The sequence below is a fragment of the Chitinophaga rhizosphaerae genome (genome assembly GCF_003958645.1).
GTDB classification, from domain to species: Bacteria; Bacteroidota; Bacteroidia; order Chitinophagales; family Chitinophagaceae; genus Chitinophaga; species Chitinophaga rhizosphaerae.
In genome coordinates this window covers 249,315-274,191 of the sequence record NZ_RXLO01000008.1, presented here as the reverse complement: position 1 = coordinate 274,191, position 24,877 = coordinate 249,315, and the positions used below count along the sequence as shown (strand labels likewise).

Here is a 24,877-nt window from a genome sequence, read left to right as displayed (position 1 = left end):
GTGTGAACGGAGAAGCTATGCCTACAACGCACCGGTTACCGGCGTGGAGCCCACCCGCCATTCGCCCGCCGGCGCACACCATAACGATCACACGGCGGGCTTCTGGTTCCCGCCGTTTTTATTCCGCCGAAGACCGTCTTCATCGAAGACCTGGAGCAAATGCCATTCCGTGAATCCTGCCAGCAGCAGGGCGCCCACGATCACGGGCGTGACGGTCAGGTACAGGAAAAGCTCGGATTGCCGGCGGAAGACCAGCCCCATCAAAATCCCGAACGGCACGAGGAGCCAGCCAAGCCACCGCGAGATATACGCGGCGTAACGGTTGCCTTCGTTCCAGGTGTCGGGGTTGATGGTAGAAGAAAAAGTGCGGTAACCATACCAGGTTTTCATGCTGCGGGGAGGAAAGCGCCGGATCATGTAACCCATGAACAGGAACAGCAATCCGGCAAGCAGACTGGCGTTACAGTAGGGGCTTTGTAAAATGCTGTCCATAAAAAAAGCGCGGCACAATTTGTGCCACGCTTATAAATACAATCGAAATTACTGCTTTGTTGAATCCGGTGCGGTGTTTTTGCGTTTGATCAATCCTTTCAGGGTATTGTTCAACGTTTTTTCCGCTGCTTTGCCCGCTCCCTTCAGGCCGCCGCCGGAGCCGGTGGAATCTTTTCCGCCGAGCAACTGTTTTTTCAACTCATCCTTCGCCGCGTTTACCGCTTCGTTTTTTACGTGCGTCAGCGAATCCTTCACGGTTTGTTTCGCGGAATCGACTTTATTCTTCACCATGGCCGTGGCCTGGTCTTTCAGGTTGTCTGCCGCTTTGCCCGCCGCTTCCTTCAGATCGGTTTTCACGGACGGTTTCATGATATTGCCGCCCATCAGCACGTTCAGGTACACGGTATCGCCTATGTTCACGTTGAAACCTTTGCTGCTGGCCTGTTTCACGAGGTTGTTCACGAGGCCGGTGGCCTGCGCGCCCAGCAAAGTGCGGGGCAGGGCGAGTTGCATGGTATAATCCATCGTTTGGTCGAAACCGTGCGAGCCACCGATGAGCATGTTGAAATTGTTGAGTTTCACGCGGAAGGGGTTCACCGTCATCCGTCCGTTCTGGAACGCAAAATAGTTTTTGATGTCGCGGATGGAAATGTCTTTCAGGGCAGACACGTTCAGCTGGTTGGCCAGCTGGTCCAACGGCGCGAACTTCTTCAGGAAACCCTGGATGAGCAGGAGATTTCCATCACCGGTAAGCGTGTTCAGCAGGGGCGACATATCCTTCCCTAGCTTGCCCGTTACCGTCATCTGCGAGCTCATTTTCCCGCTGAGGAATTGTGCGATTGGCATGAGTTTCTGTACGGTGTTGAAGGTCTTGAACGTTTCCTGCACGTCGAGCTCCTTCACGTCGTACGAAATATTGATATCGGGATGGTCTTTATCGTTTTTGGTGGAATAGGAGCCGTCGATTTCCATGGAGCCCTGCAGCGCGTTGGCTTTGATGTCTTTCATGATCACGGCTTCATCGCGGAGGAGCAGTGTGCCGTTGAGGTTGCTGAGGGCAAGGTTGTCGTACAGTACTTTGCCGGCCTGGGCCTGCAGGGTAAAGTCGAGGTTGTTGGGTACGGCGAAAGGCGTGCTGGACGCCGTATCCGCCGGTTTTCCGGAGGCGGCGGTTTCCGGGGTGCCCATCCACTTGTTCAGATTGATCTGATCGGCTTGTAATGCAAGCCTGCCGTTGAGCGCGTTGTTGCGGAAGAGATAGGCGAGGAGGTTGTTCACTTCCCCGTTGGCGTTGAAATTGGTGCCGAGGTATTGCCCCTTGAAGTCTGAAACGGTGACATTTTTCGGGTTGAAAGACATGAGCATCGACGATACTTTCACGCCATCGGGGTAATCCTGGCTTTGATATTCGAGGTCCGACAGGGCAACCTTGCCCGAGGCGTTGAACGATTCGTATTGTTCCCGTTCGATGGCGCTCATGTACCCGCGGGCCTGGAGGTCTGCATCGAGCAGGCCGGCCAGTTTGGTACCTTTATCGAACTTCACGATCTGGGTTACCTTGCCGAGATCGAGGCGGCCTTTGGCGGCGGCGTCGAGGTAAAGGTCGGACACGGGCGTTTTGATCATGAGCCGGAAATCCACCGGACTGTCGTCCATTTCAAGATGCGCCTGTGGCACGTCTACGATGGTGTGGTCGGGCACGCCGTCGGGGTTGGTGACGTTTACCGCGAGGTTGATATTCTTAACTGGTTTGGGAAGATCGGGGTATTGGAAGAAGCCATTCTTCACGCCGAGGTGAACTTCATACGCCGGCATCTGCTGCCCGGAATATACGCCTTTCACGAAGCCGTTGAGCGTAGCGTTGCCGGAGGTTTTGATGCTGGAAAAATCTTTGCTGTAGACGGCGGGCACCAGCGAGAGGATGTCTTTGAAATCCGTGCTGGGCGCCTGGAAGCGGATGTCCATGTTATAGGAGCTGTCGTTCAGCAACTGGAAGAACCCTTCGGTGCTGAGTTTCAGGTTGTTGACGGAAATCTTGTCGGTTTTGAAGGAGTATTTCCCGGCGTTGTTGTCGATGTTGACATCTGCGAGGATTTCTGTTTTGGCATCGAGCAGGTAGGGGATGAATCCCTGCGCGAAGCTCACCGCGCCTGCGGTGGTGCTGGTGCTAAGGGTGAAATTATCCTGAGTGAAATCGCCTTTCCCTTTGTGGTTGAGGCCGGCGATGGCGAGGTGCATGTGTCCCTGGTGGTCGTCGTACTTCACGGTCGCGTCTTCGATGCTGTATTGCTGGAGGCTGAAGGCGAATTCGCTGGAGGAAGTGTCGGCGGGCGCGCCTGCGGTGGCGGTGTCCGGTTTCACGATGTCCCAGTTCGGGCGGCCTTCTTCATCCACTACCGCGTAGATGCGGGGCTGGAGGAGTGAAACGTTGTGGACGTTGATCTTTTCGCCGCGGATGGCGCTCATGAGGTCTACGGCCAGGTCGAGCCGGCGAACGGCCAGCAGGGTATCGCCGGCGAAGTGGCCGGTACCGGTGATGTGAAGCTCTTCGAGCGCCACGGCCAGCCGTGGAAAGCGGCGGAACAGGCTGATGTCCACGTCCTTGAAATCGACCTTGGCGTTCAGGCTCTTGTTCAGCTCGGCTTTGACCTTCGACATGATCTGGCCTTTGAACAGGTACGGAATGGCAACGAGCAGTGCAATGAGCACAAGCAACCCGATGCCGATACCTTTCAGTATCTTCTTGAGTTTCATAGGGTGAAGTTGTTATGGTTTACGTGTTGGCAAATGAAGCTACGGATCATATCGGTAGTAAATTCGTTATTTTTGACACAAATATATATAACGGCATGACACCGGAACGGAAAGAACGGCTTTTATCGGTAATTAACAAACGTCAGGCCAACCTTACGGTGGTGCTGGAAAATGTGGAAGATCCGCATAATGTATCCGCCGTATTGCGTACCTGCGACGCGGTAGGCATCCAGGACGTATATGTGCTTACCACAAAAGTACCGCGCCACAAGCGCTGGGGCGTGAAAAGCTCGTCGAGCGCCGCGCAGTGGCTCACCGTTCACCAGTTCACGGACACGAACGAGCTGGCAGCCGTGCTCCGCGCGAAATACGGCAAAATTTACACCACGCACCTGGCAGACGGGGCCATGAGCCTCTACGACATCGATTTTTCGGGATCGGTGGCGCTGGTGTTCGGCAATGAGCAAACAGGCGTGAGCCCCGAGATCCGGGCGCTGGCAGATGGTAATTTCGTGATCCCCATGCAGGGCATTATCCGTTCGCTAAATATTTCGGTGGCCTGCGCTGTGAGTATTTATGAAGCCATGCGGCAAAAATCCCTCGCCGGGCATTACGCGGCCCCCTCGCTGCCGGATGCGCAGCGGAACATGCTGCTGGCGGAATGGGGCTTTAAAGAAGATGAATAATGAACGCTTTCGTTGTCATACTGGCGATGCTGGCCGGATCGGCCGTTGAGCGGGTGAGCCCCGCCGAGGTGCAGGCACGCCTGGCCGCGGCCGATTCGCCTATGGTGGTGAACCTTTGGGCTACCTGGTGCGTTCCTTGCGTGGAAGAGCTGCCGCATTTCGAAAAAGCGGCCAAAGCGAATCCGGGCGTGAAGTTCGTATACCTCAGCCTGGATCTGGAAGAAGCCTGGCCCCGGGAGATCGATTCGTTCGTGAACCGGATCGGACTGAGCGGCGAAGTATGGTGGATGGCGGAAAGTAATGCCAATAAATTCGCTTCGCTGATAGACGCTTCGTGGAAGGGGAGTTTGCCGGCTACATTGTTCATCCATCCCGGGAAGAAGTACCGGAAGTTTGTGCAGGGCGCGATGGACGAGGGGGCGGTGATGCGGGAGGTGGAAGTGATCGCCGATTGACAGGAGAGGAAATATAGACGTTATCATCAGCAACAATAAAAAGTGCCTCGCTAATCGTAAAGCTGAGAAAGCATTTGCAGGGATAGCACTTGCAACGGCTTATCCTGGATTTGGCGCGTTAGGTCTTGCCGCCATGGGACATGGGGCAGGTGTTACTGCTGAAGTCGGAGTTGGCTTACAGGAGGTAAATACGGCCGTGAATTTTCTGAATGACGCTGGTGCGTTGGAAAGTTATTAATATGGTCAATAATTTAAAAAGTAGAGGTAACAATTTTCCTGGATGCAACTAGTATTACCATTGATCAGAAAGAAAAATGTCGCGATCATTCGCGGTTTACTCATATTGGGGTTACTTATTATGCTTTGCGCTATTATTGATCTGATCTTCTACTCCGGAAATTTTGCTGTATGGGCAATTTTAGGGATCGCCTGCATAGGGGCAGCTGTTTTGGTGAGAAATTATAGGATTGTCGGGAATGTAATTATTTTGGAGGATACGATTATTGTAAACGAACACGATGGCAGATCGGAATTTTTATTGCAAAATATACTGGATTTAGAATTGTTTTTAGTGGATGTGAGAGGCGAAATGTATGCAATTAACAGCATTTCTATGAAGCAAGGGGCTGGAAATTCAATCAATTTCAAGATGGGGGGAACCAGAATAAAGATCGATTTTCTGTTGGAACGTAATAGTGTAGCTGAGCTTGGGGCCGTTATCCGTGAATGGTCGAAGGTAAAGGAAATGAGAATCTATAATGGGGCCAATGTAAGTATATAACTCTGTCTACTGACCTCCTCCCATAAAACTGGTCCAGGGGCAATTATGAAAAAAGTCAGATTCACCGAAATACTGATTATCTCTATCCTGAAGCAACAGGAAGCTGGTGGAAGCACGTTTGGCGGAAATTGAATCCAAACTTGAAAAGCTGAAATAAACCCTGTGAGGCCGGTCGCTTCTCGCTGAAGAGATGTGCAAGACTGTCGGCACCACCGTCATTCGACTGATTAGGCTGGCCTGGTATGTTCGTGGTCAATGAAATGTTGCAGTATGATTCCGCAGGCAGAAGATGGTCACATCACCCTTACCTTCCGCACCTGGTCTTCCACATAGGCGCGGAAAACCCCGTCGAGCCCCTCTGCCCGGGTGATCTCGTCCCATTCCTGCCAATCTTTTTCCGTGACTTTACCGCGGTCGACAAACAGTGCTGTGATGTTGGCCGCGGTATTTTCATTGACGAGGCCGCTGCCTGCAAAGGCCGCCAGCAGCGCCGTTCCCGCTACTTCGTCGGGGAACCCGGCCGGCGCGTCGAAATAATACGCGGCAATGGTTTTGTACAGGCATTGGATGGATTTGATGGCCGCTTCGGAGCGGTACAGGTTCCGCGACTGGCGGATCTTCTTCACCCAGTGCGCCACCAAATCCATATCGGCCAGGCTGGCGCGGACGTCGGGCTCACTGCTGCGGAGCATGGATTCGTCGGCCGAAAGCACCAGCGCTTCTTCGAGGAATTGCAGGGAATGGAGGACCATGTCCATCACGAACGCATTATCGATTTTGTCGGAATCAAAGTCCGATTCGATCCACTTTACGAGGGTGGGGTGCGTGCTGCGAACGCCCTGGTAGAGCGTTTGCATGATCTGCAGACCGCCCAGTCCGTTTAATTTTTCAGGTAACATCATGGCTGATTGTTGGGGTACGGAAAGTTACCGGATAAGACCGTGGTGGCTTGGCAGCGGGCCGCAAACTGGCGGCGGGGACGGGTGGAATTACAAAATGGGATGACGGGCTGCCTCGCTTTTCCGCGAAATGAAAAAGCCCGGAAGCTTTCGCTCCCGGGCAGGGTTTTTATTATCTGCAATGAATAACCGGATTTATGCGCTGCAGGTTACGCAGCCTTCTTCCATGGTGCAAACCGCACCTTCCACGATCTCCATTTCACCGGAGCCGTTTTCGGGTACCACGGGCACCATGTTCTGGCCACCCTGTTTTTCCACCGTAAACTGAACGGCTTGCGCTGCAGCCTGCGTGCGGAGGTAGTACATGCCGGTCTTGAGGCCTTTCTTCCAGGCGTAGAAGTGCATGGAAGTGAGCTTGGAAGCTGTCGGCTTGTCTACGAACAGGTTCAGGGATTGCGACTGGCAGATGAACGCGCCGCGGTCGGCCGCCATATCGATGATCGTACGCTGCTTGATCTCCCAAACGGTTTTGTACAGTTCCTTGATGCTGGACGGGATCTCGGGGATGCCCTGGATGGAACCGTTCGCCGCGATGATCTTGTTCTTCATGTCGTTGTCCCACAGGCCGAGCTCTACGAGGTCTTTGAGCAGGTGTTTGTTCACTACCACGAACTCTCCGCTGAGTACACGGCGGGTGTAGATGTTGGAAGTGTATGGCTCGAAGCACTCGTTGTTGCCCAGGATCTGCGAAGTGGATGCGGTGGGCATGGGCGCCAGCAGCAGGGAGTTGCGAACACCGTGCTTTTTGATCTCGGCTTTCAGGCCGGTCCAGTCCCAACGGTCAGACGGCTGCACGTTCCACATATCGTATTGCAGGATGCCTTTGGAAATGGGCGATCCTTCGTAGGAAGCGTATTTGCCTTCGGTGGTGGCGAGGTCTTTGGAAGCGGTCAGCGAAGCGAAGTAGATCGTTTCGAAGATCTCTTTGTTCAGCTGTTGCGCCGGCTCGCTTTCGAAGGGATAGCGGAGGAGGAAGAACGTATCTGCCAGGCCCTGTACGCCGAGGCCGATGGGGCGGTGGCGGAGGTTGGAGTTGCGGGCTTCTTCAACCGGGTAATAGTTCTGATCGATGATACGGTTCAGGTTGATGGTAGCCTGATAGGTAACTTCGTAGAGTTTCTGATGGTCGAACTTGCCGTCGATCACGAACCGGGGCAGCGCCAGGGAGGCGAGGTTGCACACGGCTACTTCGTCTTCGGAAGTATACTCGATGATCTCGGTGCAGAGGTTGGAGGATTTGATGGTGCCGAGGTTCTGCTGGTTAGACTTGCGGTTGGCGGAGTCTTTGTAAAGCAGGTACGGCGTGCCGGTTTCGATCTGTGCGTCGAGGATGGCGAACCACAGGTCCTGCGCCTTCACGGTTTTGCGGGCGCGGTTTTCGGACTCGTATTTTTCGTACAGTTTCTCGAATTCTTCGCCCCAGCAATCGGCCAGTCCGGGTGCTTCGTGGGGGCAGAACAGGCTCCAGTCGCCATTTTCTTCCACGCGTTTCATGAACAGGTCGGGCATCCAGAGGGCGTAGAAGAGGTCGCGGGCGCGCATTTCTTCCTTACCGTGGTTTTTGCGGAGGTCGAGGAACTCGAACACGTCGGCATGCCAGGGTTCGAGGTAAATGGCGAACGCGCCTTTGCGCTTGCCGCCGCCCTGGTCTACGTAACGGGCCGTGTCGTTGAACACGCGCAGCATGGGGATGATCCCGTTGCTGGTACCGTTGGTGCCGCTGATGTAGGAACCGGTGGCGCGGATGTTATGGATGCTGAGGCCTATGCCGCCTGCGCTCTGGGAGATCTTGGCGGTCTGCTTCAGGGTGTCGTAAATGCCGTCGATGCTGTCGCCCTTCATGGTCAGCAGGAAGCAGGAGCTCATCTGGGGCTTCGGCGTTCCGGCGTTGAACAGGGTAGGGGTGGCGTGTGTGAACCAGCGCTCGCTCATCAGGTTGTAGGTCTTGATGGCGGAGTCGATGTCTTCTTTATGGATGCCGACAGCTACGCGCATGAACATATGCTGCGGGCGCTCGGCGATCTTGCCGTCCACTTTCAGGAGGTAAGAACGCTCCAGCGTCTTGAACCCGAAATAATCGAACGCGAAATCGCGGTCGTAAATGATGGTGGAATCGAGGATGTCGGCGTTCGCCTTGATGATTTCCCAAACGTCGTCGCCCAGCAGGCCGGCGTTTTTACCGGTTTTGGGATCAACGTATTCGTAGAGTTTCTTCATCGTTTTGGAGAACGACTTCAACGTATTTTTATGCAGGTTGCTCACCGCGATGCGGGAAGCGAGCTGCGCATAGTCCGGATGCTTGGTCGTCAGGGAGGCGGCGGTTTCGGCGGCGAGGTTGTCCAGCTCGCTCGTGGTAACACCGTCGTAAAGTCCCTGGATCACTTTCTTCGCTACATCTATTGAATCCACGTATTCCGGCGCGAGTCCGTAACACAGCTTCTCTACCCTTGCCGTAATCTTGTCGAACTTGACAGTTTCCTTCCTGCCGTCTCTTTTTATAACGAACATAGTGTGATGAATTTAGTGGGTGAAAAATTGAATATGGTCGGATGGTGGTTATGATTCTTTGACTAGAAATCTTCGTCGAGGCTGAAGGTTTGTGTTTCCTTGCTGCCCATAACGCCGGCTTTCTGGTAATCGCCCACGCGTTTTTCGAAGAAGTTGGTTTTGCCCTGAAGCGAGATCATTTCCATGAAATCGAAGGGGTTGGCGCTGTTGTAGATTTTGCTTGCGCCCAGTGCCTGGAGCCAGCGGTCTGCCACGAACTCGATATATTGTTTCATGAGGTCGGCGTTCATGCCGATGAGGGCTGCGGGCAGTGCTTCGGTGATGAATTCCTTCTCGATGGTAACGGCGTCGGCGATGATCTCGTGCACTTCTTTTTCGCTTAGTTTGCCTTCGAGCATGGAATAGAGGAGGCATGCGAATTCGCAGTGGAGGCCTTCATCGCGGGAGATGAGCTCGTTGGAGAAGGTGAGGCCGGGCATGAGGCCGCGTTTTTTCAGCCAGAAGATGGAGCAGAAGGAGCCGGAGAAGAAGATGCCTTCCACGGCCGCGAATGCTACGAGGCGTTGGGCGAAGGTACCGTTCTCGATCCAGCGGAGGGCCCATTCGGCTTTTTTCTTCACGGCCGGTACGGTTTCGATGGCGTGGAAAAGACGGTCCTTTTCGGCGGGGTCTTTCACGTAAGTATCGATCAGGAGGGCGTAAGTTTCGGAGTGGATGTTTTCCATCATGATCTGGAACCCGTAGAAGCAGCGGGCTTCGGGGATCTGCACTTCGCTCATGAAGTTCACGGCCAGGTTCTCGTTCACGATCCCGTCCGACGCGGCGAAGAATGCCAGCACGTGGGAAATGAAGTGGCGCTCGCCGTCGTTCAGCCTGGCCCAGTCAGACAGGTCGCCCGAGAGGTCGATCTCTTCGGCCGTCCAGAAGCTGGCTTCGTGGCGTTTGTATTGTTCCCAGATGGCGGGGTAGTTGATGGGCAGGAGTACGAACCTGTCTTTGTTTTCCTTCAGTAATATCTCATTCTCGTTATTCATACAAGTTTTTTTATATGGTTAACCAGTGTTAGTTGCCAGTTTTGTGATTGAACGTGATCCGAAGGGCGACGAAGGCCCCTCATCCTCGTAAGGAAAGTAGCAGGGGCTGTCAGCCAATACCTTGAATCGCGAAGGTTTTGACGTTGTCCGAAGTGCTGGCAGGTCTCCTGGCTATCCCTTGCCGGGGGCCTTCCCGCCCCGCTTTCGCGGAACAGTGGCATAATTTGTAGAAACCGGCATTGACAGGGGGTTACAGTAGCGCGCCTGCCCGTGATTCTCACACGGTTCCCTTTTAATTCCTCGCGTCGGACACGTCCGGAAGCCAGCACATCGTTGTCAAGAACTGCTGCAAATGTAATGATCAAACCCCCTGCACAAATTCATAAGTTACCCCCATATGTGGATAAAGAACTCAACAACTTTGGAGATGCCGCAGGGGTGGCGGATCGGGGCTTTTACACACATAAATGCAGGTATTTGTTATGAGGATTTCTCGCAATGTGTTGATTTTCTGGCACATATTAGCACAGTTAAAATATATGCCGATTCGGGAGTTGAAACCCAATTATTTGCACATTCATGGAAATAAGCATTTCTTCCCGGCGGACCGTTCGGGTAAAAATGCATAACTGATGGGAGGCGATACCCCTCAAAACGTACGATCGTTCCCGGCGGGGAAAGGAGTATTCGCGGGAATGGGTCAAAAAACAGATGTCAATGTGAAGATCGTATCAAGAAGCATTCCTAGATCCGGGGCACCTTGTTCCGGAATTTTTGCTGGATGACCTCCTGCACGGGGATGCCCTCGATCTTGCTTTCGAGCCAGCTCACGATATCGAGGTACAGGTAGCTGCGGCGCTCGTACGGGTTCTTTGCGATGATCTCCAGTTTGCCTTTCAGGTCGCGGAATGCGGTGCGCAGCGCGCGCGGATTGGCATACATGTTCTTGCGGAGGAACTTCAGGATTTCCTCCATCACCTGGCTAAGGTCTTTGTTCTTGGCGATGAAGTGATACACCGATTTGATGAGATATTCCACCAGGCTGTAATTCTCCAGCTCATAATGCGCGATCAGGTGCAGGATCCGCGCGAAGCACTGGATATCGGCCCGGAGGTTCCCGATCTTCAGCTGGATGATTTTATTGAGATAGACGATGGCGTTATCGTTATCGCCGCTGCCGAAATACAAACATGCGATTTTATAGTAGAAAACGAGCACGCGATGCTGGTCTACCGTCAACTGATGCTCGCTGATCTTTTCCTCTACCTCTGCCACCAGCTTGAGCCCTTCCGAAAAAGTGCCGTCGAGGAAGTGGCGGTTGACCTTGCCGGTATACAGGTACACGAACGCGTTGGTACGCGTGTTCTCGTTAAGGCTTTCCTCTTTTTCGGTGATGAAGTTTTCCATCTCCTGCAGCACTTCGGTGAACTTGTCGTGGTTCATGGTATGGAAGTGCGCCGTCAGCAGGTTATGCATGGCCTTGATGTACAGATCCACATCCGCATCCTTCAGGGCGGGATATTCGCTGAAAAGGTCCACCCACTTCTGCGTATACCGGTAATACATGACGAAGTCCTGCAGGATGTAGTAATACCAGCAATACGCCTGGTAGAGGTAGATGCGCTCGTAAAAACTCATCTGCTGATGCTGAACGGGCGGCAGGTTGGTATCGAAGAACGACCTGAGCATGAGGGTATCTTTCTCGTCGCGCGCGTGGCCGAGTTTGAGATAAAGCCCGTACATGCGGAGCGCCAGGGTAGACAGGCGCGATACGTTGTTGAGCTGCTCGTTGATGAGGCGGCTTTCGTCAGACAGTTCTTCGGCGCGGTTGTCGAGGCTGCGGGTGATGTGCCGTGTTTCGATGAGCTTTTCGAACTCCACGATCTCGAAATGCAACATCACTTCTTCCTGCTCGCGGGCAGAAACTTTCGCTTTGGCGAGGATTTTCAGGCTTTGATTGTATAACCCCTTGTTATACAATACCCTGGCATAATCCAGCTGCTCCCGGAGCTCGATGAGCGCATCCTTCGTTTTATAGAGCAGCCGCAGGGTGGTGAGAAGATGTTTGTACAGATGTGCCTTGATATTGCTCAGCTGCTGCTTCTTGATGTCGGGAACACGGCGGAGGATCTGCTCGTCGTCGTACTCCTTCATCTTGTCGAGCGCATTGAACAACTGTATGAAAAGAACGTCTTCTTTCGTATTGTCCCGGTTAAAAGCCAGCTGGAAGTTCCTTTTTTCTGCTTTGGTGAGCGTTTTTATTAGTATGAACAAGGCGTCGTTCTGCGTGTTGGACATCGTTGTTATTGGATTATAATAATTTGACTTTCAATAAGTTAATGGCATCAGGCGACAGTTGCTAATCGTAATATTGACAAATTTAACGAACTGAGGTTTAAAAGTGTCAATTAGATTTGAAGATGTAAAGTGACAGGAAAAGCAAATATACGGGTTTGAAGATAAATGCATATTGAGGGTTAACATTTAATATATAATTGTCAAGATGCATGTATTGAGGCCCGGTTTTATAAAGTCAAATTCGCATGGGGAAAACATTATTCGACAAGATTTGGGACAGCCACATTGTGGCGAGCCGGCCGGGCCATCCGGACGCGGTGTACATCAACACGCATTTCATACATGAAGTAACGAGCCCCCAGGCCTTCGACGGATTGCGGAAGCGCGGGGTTCCCGTGTTCCGCCCGGCAAAAACGCGGGCCACGGCAGACCATAACGTTCCCACCCTCGATCAGCACCTGCCCATCAAGGAAGCCCTGAGCCGCAAGCAGGTGGAAATGCTCACGCAAAACACCGCCGAGTTCGGTGTGGAATTATACGGCCTCGGCCATCCTTACCAGGGCATCGTTCACGTGATCGGCCCCGAACTGGGGATCACCCTGCCGGGCATGACCATCGTCTGCGGCGACTCCCACACCTCCACCCACGGCGCCTTCGGTGCCGTAGCCTTCGGGATCGGCACGAGCGAAGTGGAACAGGTACTGGCCACCCAGTGCATCCTGCAGTACAAACCCAAAAGGATGCGCATAACTGTAAACGGCCAGCTGAAGAAAGGGGTCGTATCCAAAGACATCATTCTTTACATCATTTCGCAGATCACCGCCGCCGGCGGCACCGGTTATTTCGTGGAATACGCCGGAGAAGCCATCCGGAGCCTCAGCATGGAAGCCCGCATGACCGTCTGCAACATGTCTATCGAAATGGGCGCCCGTGGCGGCCTCATCGCTCCAGACAACACTACTTTCGAATATATCAAAGGACGGGAATTCGCTCCCAAAGGCGAAGACTGGGAAAAATCCCTCGCGTACTGGAACACCCTCCGTACCGACGATGACGCCGTGTTCGACGCCGAACTGACTTTCGACGCCGCCGACATCGAGCCTCAGATCACTTACGGCACCAATCCCGGGATGGGCATGGGCGTTACCGGTAACATCCCTGCACTGGCGGATATCGACGAGAAAGAACAGCTTTCGTTCTCCAAATCCCTCCAGTACATGGACCTTCAGCCCGGATCGCAGCTCCTCGGCAAAAAGGTGGATTACGTGTTCATCGGCAGTTGCACCAATTCCCGCATCGAAGACCTCCGCATGGTGGCCGAATTCGTGAAAGGAAAACAGAAAGCCGAAGACGTAACCGTCTGGATCGTGCCCGGCTCCAAGCAGGTAGAAGCGCAGGCCATCGCAGAAGGGATCGACAAGATCTTCGAAGCCGCCGGCTTCCAGCTGCGCCAACCCGGTTGCTCCGCTTGCCTGGCCATGAACGAAGACAAAATCCCGGCTGGAAAATATTGCATCGCTACCTCCAACCGCAACTTCGAAGGCAGGCAGGGCCCCAACGCCCGGACCTTCCTGGCAAGCCCGCTGACCGCCGCGGCCGCGGCCATCACCGGCAAAGTGGCAGACGTGCGCGCAATGATTTAATTCCCTGAAACAGCACCATCAACATGGACAAAAAATTCGCAAACCTGGTATCCTCCGTGGTACCCTTACCGATAGAAAACATCGATACGGACCAGATCATCCCGGCCCGTTTCCTGAAAGCCACCACCCGCGACGGTTTCGGTGAAAACCTTTTCCGCGACTGGCGCTTCGGCGAAGACAATACACCGAAAGCCGGCTTCGTGCTCAACAACGATATCTACAAAGGCAAAGTGCTGGTAGCCGGCAAAAACTTCGGCTGCGGATCCTCCCGCGAGCATGCGGCCTGGGCGCTGGGCGACTACGGTTTCAAAGTAGTGGTGAGCAGCTTCTTCGCCGATATTTTCAAGAACAACGCGCTCAATAACTTCATTTTGCCCGTGCAGGTGAGCGAAGATTTTCTGCAGAAGATCTTCCGCGCCGTCGAGAAAGTGCCTTCCGCCGCTATCGAAGTGAACCTGGAAGAGCAGTTCATCGAAATCAAAGCAACGGGGGAGAAGGAAAACTTCGACATCAATCCTTACAAAAAAACATGCCTGCTCAACGGGTACGACGATATCGATTATCTCCTCAGCCTCCGCAACGAGATCGAAACATACGAAACAACAAGACCTTTTAATTTCTAAAAAAATCTATGGGAGTTTCAAAGAAAATACTGGTAATACCCGGAGACGGGATCGGACAGGAAGTAACCGCGTGGGGTAAGAAAGTGCTGGAAACGATTGCGGTGAATTTCAATCATACATTTACGTTTGACGAGGGCATCATGGGCCACGTAGCCATCGAGGCCACGGGCGATCCGCTGCCGGCTGAAACGCTCGACAAGGCGCGCGCATCCGACGCTATCCTTTTCGGCGCCATCGGCCACGCCAAATACGACAACGACCCTACTGCCAAGGTGCGCCCGGAACAGGGGCTGCTCAAAATCCGCAAGGAACTGGGCCTCTACGCCAACCTGCGCCCCATCAAATTGTTCGACGACCTGCTGCAGGCTTCCAGCATCAAGCCGGAAATCCTCCAGGGGGCCGATATCCTGTTTTTCCGCGAACTGACCGGAGACGTGTATTTCGGGGAGAAGCTGCGCAGCGAAGACCGCGCCACCGCTTCCGACCTCATGATCTATCACAAATACGAAGTGGAGCGCATCGCCCGGAAGGCCTTCGAAGCCGCCCGCACGCGCCGCAAGAAACTCTGCTCCGTCGATAAAGCCAACGTACTGGAGGCTTCCCGCCTGTGGAGAGAAGTTGTACAGGAAATCGCGAAAGAATTTCCCGACGTGGAAACCGAACACATGTTCATCGACAACGCCGCCATGCAGCTGATCAAAGACCCGAAACGCTTCGACGTGGTGGTGACCGGCAACCTGTTCGGCGACATCCTCACCGACGAGGCTTCGCAGATAGCGGGGTCTATGGGAATGCTGGCGTCTGCCTCCGTGGGCGACCGCGTAGGTTTCTACGAGCCGATCCACGGTTCCGCGCACGACATCGCCGGCAAAGGCATCGCCAACCCGCTGGCCTCCATCCTGTCTGCCGCCCTGCTGCTCGATATTTCTTTCGGGCTGAAAGACGAATCGCAGCGCGTGATCCGCGCCGTTGACGCCACGCTGCGCCAGGGCTACCGGACCATGGACATCGCCAATAAACATACCGCCAACGATATGCTGCTGGGTACCGATGCGATGGGCGCCCAGGTGCTCAAAAACCTTAACTAATCAACTGTTTACAATATCATGGATAAAAATAGAGTATACGTTTTTGATACCACGCTGCGCGACGGCGAGCAAGTGCCCGGCTGTCAGCTCACCACCGTGGAGAAGATTATCGTAGCAAAAGAACTTGAAGCCCTCGGCGTAGACGTGATCGAAGCCGGCTTCCCCATCTCCAGCCCCGGCGATTTCCAGAGCGTTGTGGAGATATCCAAGGCAGTGTCCGAACCGGTCATCTGCGCGCTTACGCGCGCCAACACGGCCGACATCGACGCTGCAGCGTCTGCACTGGAGTTCGCCAAGCGTAAGCGCATCCATACCGGTATCGGCTCTTCAGACATGCACATCAAATATAAATTCAACTCCACCCGCGAAGCCATCCTCGAAAGAGCGGTGAGCGCCGTGAAATACGCCCGCAAATTCGTGGACGACGTTGAATTTTATGCAGAAGACGCAGGCCGTGCAGACAATGCTTACCTCGCGCAAATGATCGAAGCCGTTATCGCCGCGGGCGCTACCGTGGTGAACATCCCGGATACCAACGGCTATTGCCTGCCGGAACAATATGGCGCCAAGATCAAGTACCTCGTAGACCATGTCTCGAATATCGATAAGGCGATCATTTCCGTGCATTGCCATAACGACCTCGGCCTGGCTACCGCCAATACCATCGCCGGTGTGATCAACGGAGCACGCCAGGTGGAATGTACCATCAACGGTATCGGCGAGCGCGCCGGCAATACATCGCTGGAAGAAGTAGCGATGATCCTCAAAACGCACCACGCGCTGGGTTATACAACAGGTATCAACAGCAAACGCATCTACGAGATCAGCAACCTCGTGTCTAACATGATGCGCATGCCCGTGCAGCCGAACAAGGCGATCGTGGGCCGCAATGCGTTCGCACACAGCTCCGGCATTCACCAGGACGGTGTGCTGAAGCACCGCGAAAACTACGAGATCCTCGATCCCGAAGATATCGGCCTGTCGTCCAACGCCATCATCCTCACCGCGCGCAGCGGCCGCCACGCGCTCAAGCACCACCTCGAAAGACTCGGTTACAAGATCGACAAGATCAACCTCGACGAGGTGTACGCGCGTTTCCTCGAAATGGCCGACAGCAAAAAGGAAATCAATGACCACGATCTGCTGGTGCTCATGGGCGATGGCGATGCGAACCATTACGACGACAAGGCGATCAAGGTAACGCTGCTCCAGGTGGTTTGCGGCGATCCCCTCCGCCCGATGGCTACGGTGAAACTGCGGGTGAACGGCGAAGAGAAGGAAGCGAGCGCGGCCGGCAACGGTCCGGTGAACGCGACGATCAACGCCATTTCCAATATCATCAACGACGAGATCACCATCGACGAATTCAGCATCCAGGCGATGCGCGGCGGTAGTGAAGACGTGAGCAAGGTGAACATGCGCGTGCATAAAGACGGTAAATCCTACTACGGTTTCGGATATTCGACCGACATCGTGAACGCCAGCGTGCATGCTTATGTGGACGCACTGAACAAGATCTACTAGTCGAACCGATATATTATCCTCCGGAAGACCGCCATGGTGCGGTCTTTCGTCGTTTTAAGGCGTTCGGGATGTGATGGTTTCATCCATCGACGGCAAGCAGTTCTGTTTCCGGATGTGTTAATGGGCTTCATCAAAGCATACCGGCAATATTTTTATTTCCCGGTAGCTTCGGTTGCTACAATCTGCAGCATAGGCGGAAAGTAAATTCGGTTTAAGAATGGGAAGGATATGAGGATGCTGGGGGATGAGCGCAGTGATATAATAATGTACGGGAACCAATTTTGTTATCGTGATCAGGGGAGGGGGGAAGGGGGTGGGGCCTCGGCCTGAAATTTGCTGTAGTACGCGTGCAGCGCGAGGTTCGGCATAGATATAGATAAATTTTATTTGGATGTAAGTTACCTTCTTCTTATCTTGTTGGTCAGACGGTTTACCACCGGATTTTATTGCTTGAAACCATATTTCGAAATCATCGACGAACACTAGTTACCCGCCGTCAACCGCCATATCAGACAGAAAAAAATTGCCGGCAGTGAACGTAGAGAAACCACGGACGAATTGTATTATGAAACCAAAATTCATTGACCCACGTATGACCAGATTGAACACTATCCGCCAACGCGCCAGGCACCGGAGCCGATGCATATCCGGTCGATTTTCATGATTCGATTTCGGTAAAGTAGCCAGGAACATTCGCCAACGCCATTATCTAACGCCGTCATCCGGCTTGTTAGCCCGGGAAGTTGTTCCTCAATCCTAAAACATAACTACAATGAAAACTGCAACACTCCTTGCAAGGGGCATGTCCGGACTTTTGCTAAATCGATTTAGCAAAGGGTTTCGGCTCGCCGTCCCTATTTTGCTCCTCACCTGCGCACAGGTACTCGGGCAATCCAGAAACATCACCGGCACCGTGAAAGACGATGCCGGCACCCCTCTCGCCGGCGTCACCATCCAGATCAAAGGCACCACCTCCGGCGCCGTTTCCGACGGCGAAGGGAAATTCAAGCTCACCGCGCCAGATAACGCCGTGCTCAACGTCACCTTCATCGGCTACGAACCACAGGAAATTCCCGTAACCGGAAAATCCGAGCTCAACATCGTGCTCGCCCTTTCGAGAAAAACACTGACAGACGTCGTTGTTGTAGGGTACGGCTCCGTCGCCAAACGGAACCTCACCAGCGCCGTCACCACCGTGCAAAGCAAAGACTTCATCCAGGGCGGCTTCAACTCACCCCTGCAGCAGATCGACGGTAAAGTGGCCGGCGTCACCGTTTCCAACCCCGCCGCCGCCGATCCCAACCGCAATACGGACGTACAGGTCCGCGGCGCTGGTTCCCTCGGCGCAGGCACCTCCCCGCTCATCGTTATCGACGGCATGCCCGGCGGCGATCTGCGCAACATCATGCAGCAAGACATCGCCTCCATAACCGTGCTCAAAGACGCCGCCGCTGCCGCCATCTACGGCTCCCGCGGCGCCAACGGCGTTATCCTCATCGAAACGAAAAAAGGGAAAAGCGGGAAAGTAACCGTCACCTACGACAGCTACCTCGAACACGACGCCGTTGCCGCCAAACCCAATATCCTCACCGCGGATGAATACCTGGCGCATAACCGGGGCACCGACCAGGGCGCGCGCACCAACTGGTACGATGAGCTCCTCCATAAAAACAACATCGGCACCAACCAGTTCCTCACCGTTTCGGGCGGCAACGAAAACACCGTATTCCGCCTCTCCGGGAACTACCGCACCAAAGAAGGGGTAGACATCGCTTCCGACCGCAAGGAATACGGCTACCGCGCCAACTTCCTGCAGAAAGCCATCGATGGCCGGTTGGAATTGTCCGGCAACCTGTCGCAGCGATTCGTAAAGGAAGAATACACCGACTACGGCGTGTTCAACCAGGCCGCGAAACTCAATCCGACCATCCCCATCATGGACCCCGCAGACCCCACGAAATACACGTTCCTCGCAGGTTACGACACCTACAATCCCGTGGCCAGCCTGCTCACGCGGGAAAACGGGGCAGACGTGAATTACTCAATTGTGGACCTGAACGCGAAATTCCATATCCTCAAAAACTTCAATACGGAACTCAAACTCGCCCGCCAGGGACAGGAAAAACTCCGCCGGGAATATTATACTTCCAAAGCGCCTGAATCCATTTCCAACAACCGCACCGGCCGCGCCCGGCTCGGCACCGAGAAATGGTCGGATTATACCCTCGAATGGATCGGCAATTACAACACCTCCTTCGGGAAACACGACCTGAGCGCCATGGGCGGCTACTCGTACCAGGAATTCAATTATCAGAACTTCAACGCCGAAAACATGAACTTCCCCAGCGACGCGTTCGGCTACAATAACCTCGACGCAGGCCTCTGGAACCGCGAAGCAGGGCGCCTGGGCATGGGCTCGGGAAAAACAAAGGAAAAACTCATCGCTTTCCTCGGCCGTATCAATTACAACTTCGATGACACGTATTTCCTCACGGCTTCTTTCCGGTATGAAGGCAATACCAAATTCGGGCGAGACAACAAATGGGGCATGTTCCCCGCCGTGTCTGCCGCCTGGCGCATCTCCAACCTGCCCGCGCTGAAAGACAGCCGGTTATTCGACGATCTGAAGCTGCGCGCGTCTTACGGCGTTACCGGCCGCTCCGGCTTTTCCCGCTACACCGCGCTGTTCCGCTACGAGAAGTATGGTATGTACCAGAACGACCAGGGTGCATGGATCAATGTGTACGGACCCGGCAACAACTTCAATCCCAACCTCGCCTGGGAACGCGCCATCGCGTATAACGTGGGGCTTGATTTCGCGCTGCTCAACAACCGCCTCAGCGGTAGCATCGACGTGTTCGACCGCCGCAGCAAAGGCATCCTCGACAACTACGACGTAGCCGTGGGCGCATTCCCGCACGACCAGATGTTCGTGAACGTGGGCACCACCAGTTCCAAAGGCGTGGAGCTCACCCTCAACTGGGATGCGGTGAAAACGAGCGATTTCACCTATTCCACCAATCTCACCACTTCGTATGTTAAATCGAAACTGGTAACCTGGTCCAACGATGCGTTCAAAGGCGCATTCCGCACCCTGCAGGATTTACCTTCGCCGGGCAATCCGGGCCGCGCCTACCGGTTAGATCCCGGCACCGAACTGGGTAGCTTTTACGGTTACAAGTATGCCGGTGTGAATGACGATGGGCAGATCATGATCTGGAAAGATGGCCAGGTAGGGAAGGAAGCGATCAATTACGCCAATGCCAACGGAGACCGCGACCGTACCTATATCGGCCATGGCGCGCCAAGGTATGAACTGGCCTGGGGCAATTCGCTGTCGTACAAAGCTTTTGATCTCAGCCTGTTTTTCCGTGGCCGTTTCGATTATCAAATCCTGAACCTTTACCAGATGTATTACGGTTTGCAGGCGGAAGCGGGCATCAACCTGCTGAAGGATGCCTACACCCGCAATGGTCATATCAAGTCATCCAAACTCATCACCGACTACTTCCTGGAAGACGGCGATTATTTCCGGCTGGATAATATTACACTGGGATGGACGCCCAAATTGAAATCGAAGCTCGTCAGCAATTTCCGGGTGTACGGCAGTGTGCGCAACGTTTTCACGATCACGGGCTATTCCGGGCTAGACCCCACCGCCATCGGCGTTGTAGGCCTTACCCCGGGGTATGGCGACTTGAGCCTGTATCCCGTCACCCGCACCTTCACGCTGGGCGCCCAGGTAACTTTCTAACCACGTAAATGCAAAGACCATGAACATCCGAACCAAATTAGGCAGCCTGTTGCTGCTCTCCATATTCTCCGCCACGTCGTGCACGAACCTCGACGAAGAGGCGTTCAGTATTCTCGACGGGAACAATTATTTCCAGGATAAAAACACCGTCATAGCCGCAGTGGTACGGCCTTACGAGCACGGCCACTGGTGCGGTTGGGACGGCGACCGCTGGCTGCTTGCGGAGCTGACGGCCGACCAGTTCGTCTGGACGCAGAAAGGCATCCACGGGTACGATGGCGGCGACTGGCAGCGGCTGCACCGACACAACTGGACGGCCGACGACAACCACATTTACGGCGCCTGGTCGGGCCCGTACCAGGGCATTTCGCAATGCGTGCTCATCATGCGCGACCTGGAAAAACAGGATTATCCTAAACTGGGCCTTACCGACCAGGACAAGGCGCATCACATCGCCGAGCTGCGCACCCTCCGCGCCTGGTACTACCTTTTCCTCATCGATTTCTTCCGTTCCGTGCCGCTTTACAATACGCCGCAGGAGCTCGTGCCCGCATCATCGCCGGCGGAAGTTTTCGCATTTATCGAAAAGGAGTTGAAGGAAGCATTGCCCAGCCTTCCCAAAAATACCCGGCAGGGCCGGTGGGACCAGGGCGGCGCTGCGGCGTTGCTCGTGCGCCTGTACCTGAACGCTGAAAAATGGACCGGCACGGCCAAGTACACGGAATGCGCGGCCGTGGCCAAAGATATCATCGACGGGAAATATGGTACTTATTCGCTGGACACCGATTACCGCGGGCCTTTCCGCTCCGGTATCAACGGCTACCGGTCGCCCGAGAATATTTTCGAGTTCCCCCATGCCAAGAACATCTATGAATTCGGATGGATGTACAACGCCACGATGCACTACCAGGCCCGCTATTCCCTCGATAACGACTGGGGTGGCTGGAACGGCATCCACCTCACGCCTTCGCGCAACCCCGATGGCGTCCTTTACAATTACAAGCTGGGAATGCCTTACGAACGATATGCTTCCGGCGACAAGCGCAAGCAACCTTTCCGGACTACCTCGCGGAACGCCACATACGAAGGGTTCTTCCTCGTGGGCCAGCAATATGCGTTTGTGCCGGGCGGTGTCGGGTTCGACAGCACCAAGCCGGTGGTAGGAACGGAAGAGTATAAGGGAAAGCCGTTGCAATATGTGGATATGGTGGCCCGATTCTCCGAAAAGCCGGGCGGCCGCTGGGCAGAAGGGTCGCAGGTGTTGACGGGAGAAGAGAATTCAGGCGTCAGGATGATGAAATTCCCCTGGCTGCCCCTGTCGCAGGGTTTCTTCCAGTTCAACTCCGCACCGGAGATCCGGTTGGCTGAAATCTACTACGCATATGCGGAATGCAGGTTCCGCGCAGGCGCCAAAGCCGAAGCGGCTGCACTGCTCGATGCGGTGCGCAAGCGCAATTTTACCGACGCGGCCTGGCCGGCCAACAGCTTCGCGACCAACCTGGCCAAACTGACCGAAGACGAATTCGTGATCGAACTGGGACGCGAATTCCTCGGCGAGCGCCACCGCCGCACCGACCTCGTTCGCTGGAACAGGTTTGGCGCCGAGTGGTGGGATAAGCCGGTGGATGGGAAGGACCGCTCCGTATTCCCCATTCCCAACCGCGCGATCAATACCAATCCGCAATTAAAGCCGAACGGATACGAATAGGATAGAGGAACATGGAGAAATCCAGGGGCTGACGTCGGAAGATGTCAGCCCTTACTTTTTGCCGGATGCGCATAAAAAAATGGCCCGTGTGAACGGGCCATTCATTATCGTTATCAACCGGCTTCGGTTATTGCTTGCGTTTTTGCAGCTCTTCGATCTTTTTCGCCAGTTTCTTTTTGTCTTTCATGTACGGTGCGAGGTCGAACAGGTCTACCTTGCGATACTCCACAGGATGGCTTTCGCTTTGCAGGGCGATGTAACCTTCGGAGAGGAGCTTGCCGCTTTGCTGGAGTTTGGGATCGGCGTGGGAAACGCTGCCGCCGCCGATCTGGGGTTTTTCGTACGTCAGCACGGTATCGCCTTCCACGATGTGTTTCACGATGGAATCGCCCAGCACCAGTACTTCCGCGCGCACCCAGCGGTCGCCGTCGTAGGTTTCGCTTTTGCTGTCTATACAATGCGCGGTGATGAGTTTACCATCCATCACCACATTGGTGCCGGGGGTGCAAAGGTTGGCGGTGCTGCGTTTGCCGCGGCCCAGGCCGCCCAGCAACTGCACTTCGATGGAAATGGGGAAATCCTGGTCTTTGCCCATGGACGTGGCAGATTGCGAGTGGATCATGGCGCCGCTGTTGCGGGTAGCCCATCCGGGGCCGCCTTTCACCTGGTCGCCCACGAAGCGGTATTCCATCACCAGCAGGTAAGCGGAAAATTTCTTTTTATGGAAGATGTGGCCATACTGATCGTTGAAGGCATCGTAGTTTTCGTAAGACACGGCGAGGGCGCCGTCTTTCACGCGGAAAGTATTGCCGTTATTGTCGTTCAGGGCATGACCGGTTATTTTGATATCCCAGTCTTTGAGGTCCTTCCCGTTAAACAGCTTGATCCAGCCACCTTTCTGGGCCGAGCAGCTGGCGCCCAATGTGAGGGCGAGTGTAGTCATGAGGATCGATCTTATCATACGGAGTAATGAATTAGGCTGTTAAACTAATTAAATTATCTCAGGTGCTCAAACGGTATATCCATGAGCGGAAATTTGGAGGCGCCTTTGAGCGCGTAATGCCACCATTCCGATTGGAGGGGAACGAAGCCGTAAGCCGTCATAAGGGAATACAGGAGGTGCCGGTTCTCACCGGCTTCGAAGGTTACGTTTTCATAGCTGTGATGGGCTTTTTCGCTGAATTCGTCGTACGCCGAAGGCATTTCCAGTTCCTTGCCGGTTTTGGTATAAATGAGGGTAACATCCACCGCAGCGCCGCGGTTGTGGCCGGAGCCTTTTCGTGGATCGGCGGCATATCGTTCGTCGGGCACTACTTCCCACATTTTTTCCGTAACGCGGTAGGGGCGGTAACCATCGTAGATTTTGAGGCTCATACCCATGGGCGCCAGGAAACGTTGCAGGCGCTTCAGTTCCTCGTAAACGGGGCGCCGCACGTAAACGGCCGGATAGGGATACAATACGGAATGCGTGAAATTACTGTCGGTAGCGTATCGCACATCGATCGGGATATCCGTCACCCGCACCAGTTCCTGTTCGGGATCGAGTTTAACCAACGCCTGGTATTGGAGGGTGTCGCTCACTACGGCCAGGCCGTATTTATTGGGCAGGACCTGCTGCGCGAAAGCGGCCGGGGCAAGCGTCAAAAAGCACAGGATAAATAGATTTTTCACGAGTATCGATTTAGAACTGCTCAAAAATAGTCAAGATCGTACAGAATGAGGCTAAAAAAGAATTGCAATAGTGGTACAATTTGAGGTATTTTAGAACCCTTAAATTAACACAAAGATGAGTTTGTTCCGATTAGATGGTAAAACAGCCGTGGTAACCGGCGCCGGCAGCGGCATCGGCCAGGCTGTTGCGAAGTCGTTCGCCCAGGCGGGCGCCACCGTGCATGTGCTGGAATTGAATGAAGCAGCCGGTAAAGTGACGGCCGACGAGATCGCCGCCGAAGGCGGGAAAGCCTTCGTGCACGCGGTGAACGTGGCAGACCAGGCCGCCGTGGCAACCGTAATGAATAACATCGCATCCACCGCCGGGCGGCTCGACATCCTGGTGAACTGCGCCGGCATCGCGCATGTGGGCAACCTCGAAAACACGGCAGAAGCCGACTTCGACCGCGTCTTCAACGTCAACGTTAAAGGAACCTATAATTGCATGTACGCCGTGATCGGGCAAATGAAGTCCCAGGGCGGCGGCGTCATCCTCAATATCGCATCCATCGCCTCCAGCGTGGGCATCCCCGACCGTTTCGCCTATTCCATGAGCAAAGGTGCGGTGCTGACCATGACCCTTTCCACCGCGAAAGATTACCTGGGCGCCAACATCCGCGTGAACTGCGTTTCGCCCGCGCGCGTGCATACGCCGTTCGTAGACGGTTTCATCGCCAAAAACTATCCCGGCAAGGAAGCCGAGATGTTCGAAAAGCTGTCGAAAACGCAGCCGATCGGCAGGATGGCCAAGCCTGTTGAAGTGGCCAATCTCGCGTTGTATCTTTGTTCCGACGAAGCCGGTTTCATCACCGGTTGCGATTACCCGATAGACGGGGGCTTTATCAAACTGAACAACTGAT

General features: G+C 54.4%; 18 protein-coding genes and 1 riboswitch. Of the genes, 10 read left to right on the top strand and 8 right to left on the bottom strand.

Annotated features, from left to right (window positions below):
• Positions 1–87: 87 nt before the first annotated feature.
• Together EJ361_RS19220 and EJ361_RS19215 are read right to left on the bottom strand one after the other, a co-directional pair.
• Positions 88–492, bottom strand: a complete 405-nt coding sequence (locus tag EJ361_RS19220; RefSeq protein WP_126247266.1) for an SdpI family protein — start codon at positions 490–492, stop codon at positions 88–90.
• Positions 493–540: 48 nt separating this feature from the next.
• Positions 541–3,246 carry an AsmA-like C-terminal region-containing protein gene (locus tag EJ361_RS19215; RefSeq protein ID WP_126247264.1) on the bottom strand — a complete coding sequence of 902 codons (2,706 nt, stop codon included), beginning with the start codon at positions 3,244–3,246 and terminating at the stop codon, positions 541–543.
• A gap of 95 nt (positions 3,247–3,341) precedes the next feature.
• Here EJ361_RS19215 and EJ361_RS19210 point away from each other — a divergent pair, with 95 nt between their 5' ends.
• From EJ361_RS19210 to EJ361_RS19200, 3 genes are all read left to right on the top strand, one after another.
• Positions 3,342–3,932, top strand: coding sequence for a TrmH family RNA methyltransferase (locus EJ361_RS19210; RefSeq protein WP_126247263.1), 591 nt, complete (start codon positions 3,342–3,344; stop codon positions 3,930–3,932).
• Positions 3,932–4,387, top strand: a complete 456-nt coding sequence (locus EJ361_RS19205; protein WP_126247262.1) for a TlpA family protein disulfide reductase — start codon at positions 3,932–3,934, stop codon at positions 4,385–4,387. Before EJ361_RS19210 ends, EJ361_RS19205 begins: the two co-directional genes overlap by 1 nt.
• A gap of 280 nt (positions 4,388–4,667) precedes the next feature.
• Entirely contained in the window at positions 4,668–5,168 is a 501-nt protein-coding gene (locus EJ361_RS19200) for a hypothetical protein (protein ID WP_126247260.1), read from the top strand.
• 293 nt (positions 5,169–5,461) lie between these two features.
• On the opposite strand, the gene EJ361_RS19195 is transcribed toward EJ361_RS19200, so the two are convergent.
• The 4 genes from EJ361_RS19195 to EJ361_RS19180 all read right to left on the bottom strand — a co-directional run bounded on the left by EJ361_RS19195 (position 5,462) and on the right by EJ361_RS19180 (position 11,967).
• The gene (locus tag EJ361_RS19195; protein WP_126247259.1) at positions 5,462–6,070 is read right to left on the bottom strand and encodes a hypothetical protein; all 609 of its coding nucleotides are present in this window, start codon (positions 6,068–6,070) and stop codon (positions 5,462–5,464) included.
• A 192-nt stretch (positions 6,071–6,262) separates the two neighbouring features.
• Positions 6,263–8,635 (bottom strand): ribonucleoside-diphosphate reductase subunit alpha, encoded by a 2,373-nt coding sequence (locus EJ361_RS19190; protein WP_126247258.1) that lies wholly within the window; start codon positions 8,633–8,635, stop codon positions 6,263–6,265.
• Positions 8,636–8,697: 62 nt separating this feature from the next.
• Positions 8,698–9,669 (bottom strand): ribonucleoside-diphosphate reductase small subunit, encoded by a 972-nt coding sequence (locus EJ361_RS19185; RefSeq protein ID WP_126247257.1) that lies wholly within the window; start codon positions 9,667–9,669, stop codon positions 8,698–8,700.
• A 140-nt stretch (positions 9,670–9,809) separates the two neighbouring features.
• A riboswitch (cobalamin riboswitch) is annotated at positions 9,810–10,011 on the bottom strand.
• A 402-nt stretch (positions 10,012–10,413) separates the two neighbouring features.
• Positions 10,414–11,967 carry a hypothetical protein gene (locus EJ361_RS19180; RefSeq protein ID WP_126247256.1) on the bottom strand — a complete coding sequence of 518 codons (1,554 nt, stop codon included), beginning with the start codon at positions 11,965–11,967 and terminating at the stop codon, positions 10,414–10,416.
• A gap of 245 nt (positions 11,968–12,212) precedes the next feature.
• On the opposite strand from EJ361_RS19180, the gene leuC reads away from it, so the two are divergent.
• The 6 genes from leuC (at position 12,213) to EJ361_RS19150 (ending at position 22,307) form a co-directional block, all read left to right on the top strand.
• Positions 12,213–13,610, top strand: coding sequence for a 3-isopropylmalate dehydratase large subunit (gene leuC, locus EJ361_RS19175; RefSeq protein ID WP_126247255.1), 1,398 nt, complete (start codon positions 12,213–12,215; stop codon positions 13,608–13,610).
• A gap of 23 nt (positions 13,611–13,633) precedes the next feature.
• Positions 13,634–14,233, top strand: coding sequence for a 3-isopropylmalate dehydratase small subunit (gene leuD, locus EJ361_RS19170; protein WP_126247254.1), 600 nt, complete (start codon positions 13,634–13,636; stop codon positions 14,231–14,233).
• Positions 14,234–14,241: 8 nt separating this feature from the next.
• Entirely contained in the window at positions 14,242–15,321 is a 1,080-nt protein-coding gene (leuB, locus tag EJ361_RS19165; RefSeq protein WP_126247253.1) for a 3-isopropylmalate dehydrogenase, read from the top strand.
• 18 nt (positions 15,322–15,339) lie between these two features.
• A complete protein-coding gene (locus EJ361_RS19160) occupies positions 15,340–16,845 on the top strand; it encodes a 2-isopropylmalate synthase (protein ID WP_126247252.1) in 1,506 nt (501 codons plus the stop codon).
• 772 nt (positions 16,846–17,617) lie between these two features.
• Positions 17,618–20,599 (top strand): SusC/RagA family TonB-linked outer membrane protein, encoded by a 2,982-nt coding sequence (locus tag EJ361_RS19155; RefSeq protein ID WP_126247251.1) that lies wholly within the window; start codon positions 17,618–17,620, stop codon positions 20,597–20,599.
• A 19-nt stretch (positions 20,600–20,618) separates the two neighbouring features.
• Positions 20,619–22,307 carry a RagB/SusD family nutrient uptake outer membrane protein gene (locus tag EJ361_RS19150; protein ID WP_126247250.1) on the top strand — a complete coding sequence of 563 codons (1,689 nt, stop codon included), beginning with the start codon at positions 20,619–20,621 and terminating at the stop codon, positions 22,305–22,307.
• 127 nt (positions 22,308–22,434) lie between these two features.
• Here EJ361_RS19150 and EJ361_RS19145 read toward each other — a convergent pair whose 3' ends face one another.
• Together EJ361_RS19145 and EJ361_RS19140 are read right to left on the bottom strand one after the other, a co-directional pair.
• Positions 22,435–23,268: a 3-keto-disaccharide hydrolase gene (locus EJ361_RS19145; RefSeq protein WP_126247249.1), complete on the bottom strand. Its 834-nt coding sequence runs from the start codon at positions 23,266–23,268 to the stop codon at positions 22,435–22,437.
• Positions 23,269–23,303: 35 nt separating this feature from the next.
• Entirely contained in the window at positions 23,304–23,978 is a 675-nt protein-coding gene (locus EJ361_RS19140; protein WP_164714323.1) for a M15 family metallopeptidase, read from the bottom strand.
• A 115-nt stretch (positions 23,979–24,093) separates the two neighbouring features.
• On the opposite strand from EJ361_RS19140, the gene EJ361_RS19135 reads away from it, so the two are divergent.
• Positions 24,094–24,876 (top strand): SDR family NAD(P)-dependent oxidoreductase, encoded by a 783-nt coding sequence (locus EJ361_RS19135; protein ID WP_240646680.1) that lies wholly within the window; start codon positions 24,094–24,096, stop codon positions 24,874–24,876.
• Position 24,877 lies beyond the last annotated feature (1 nt).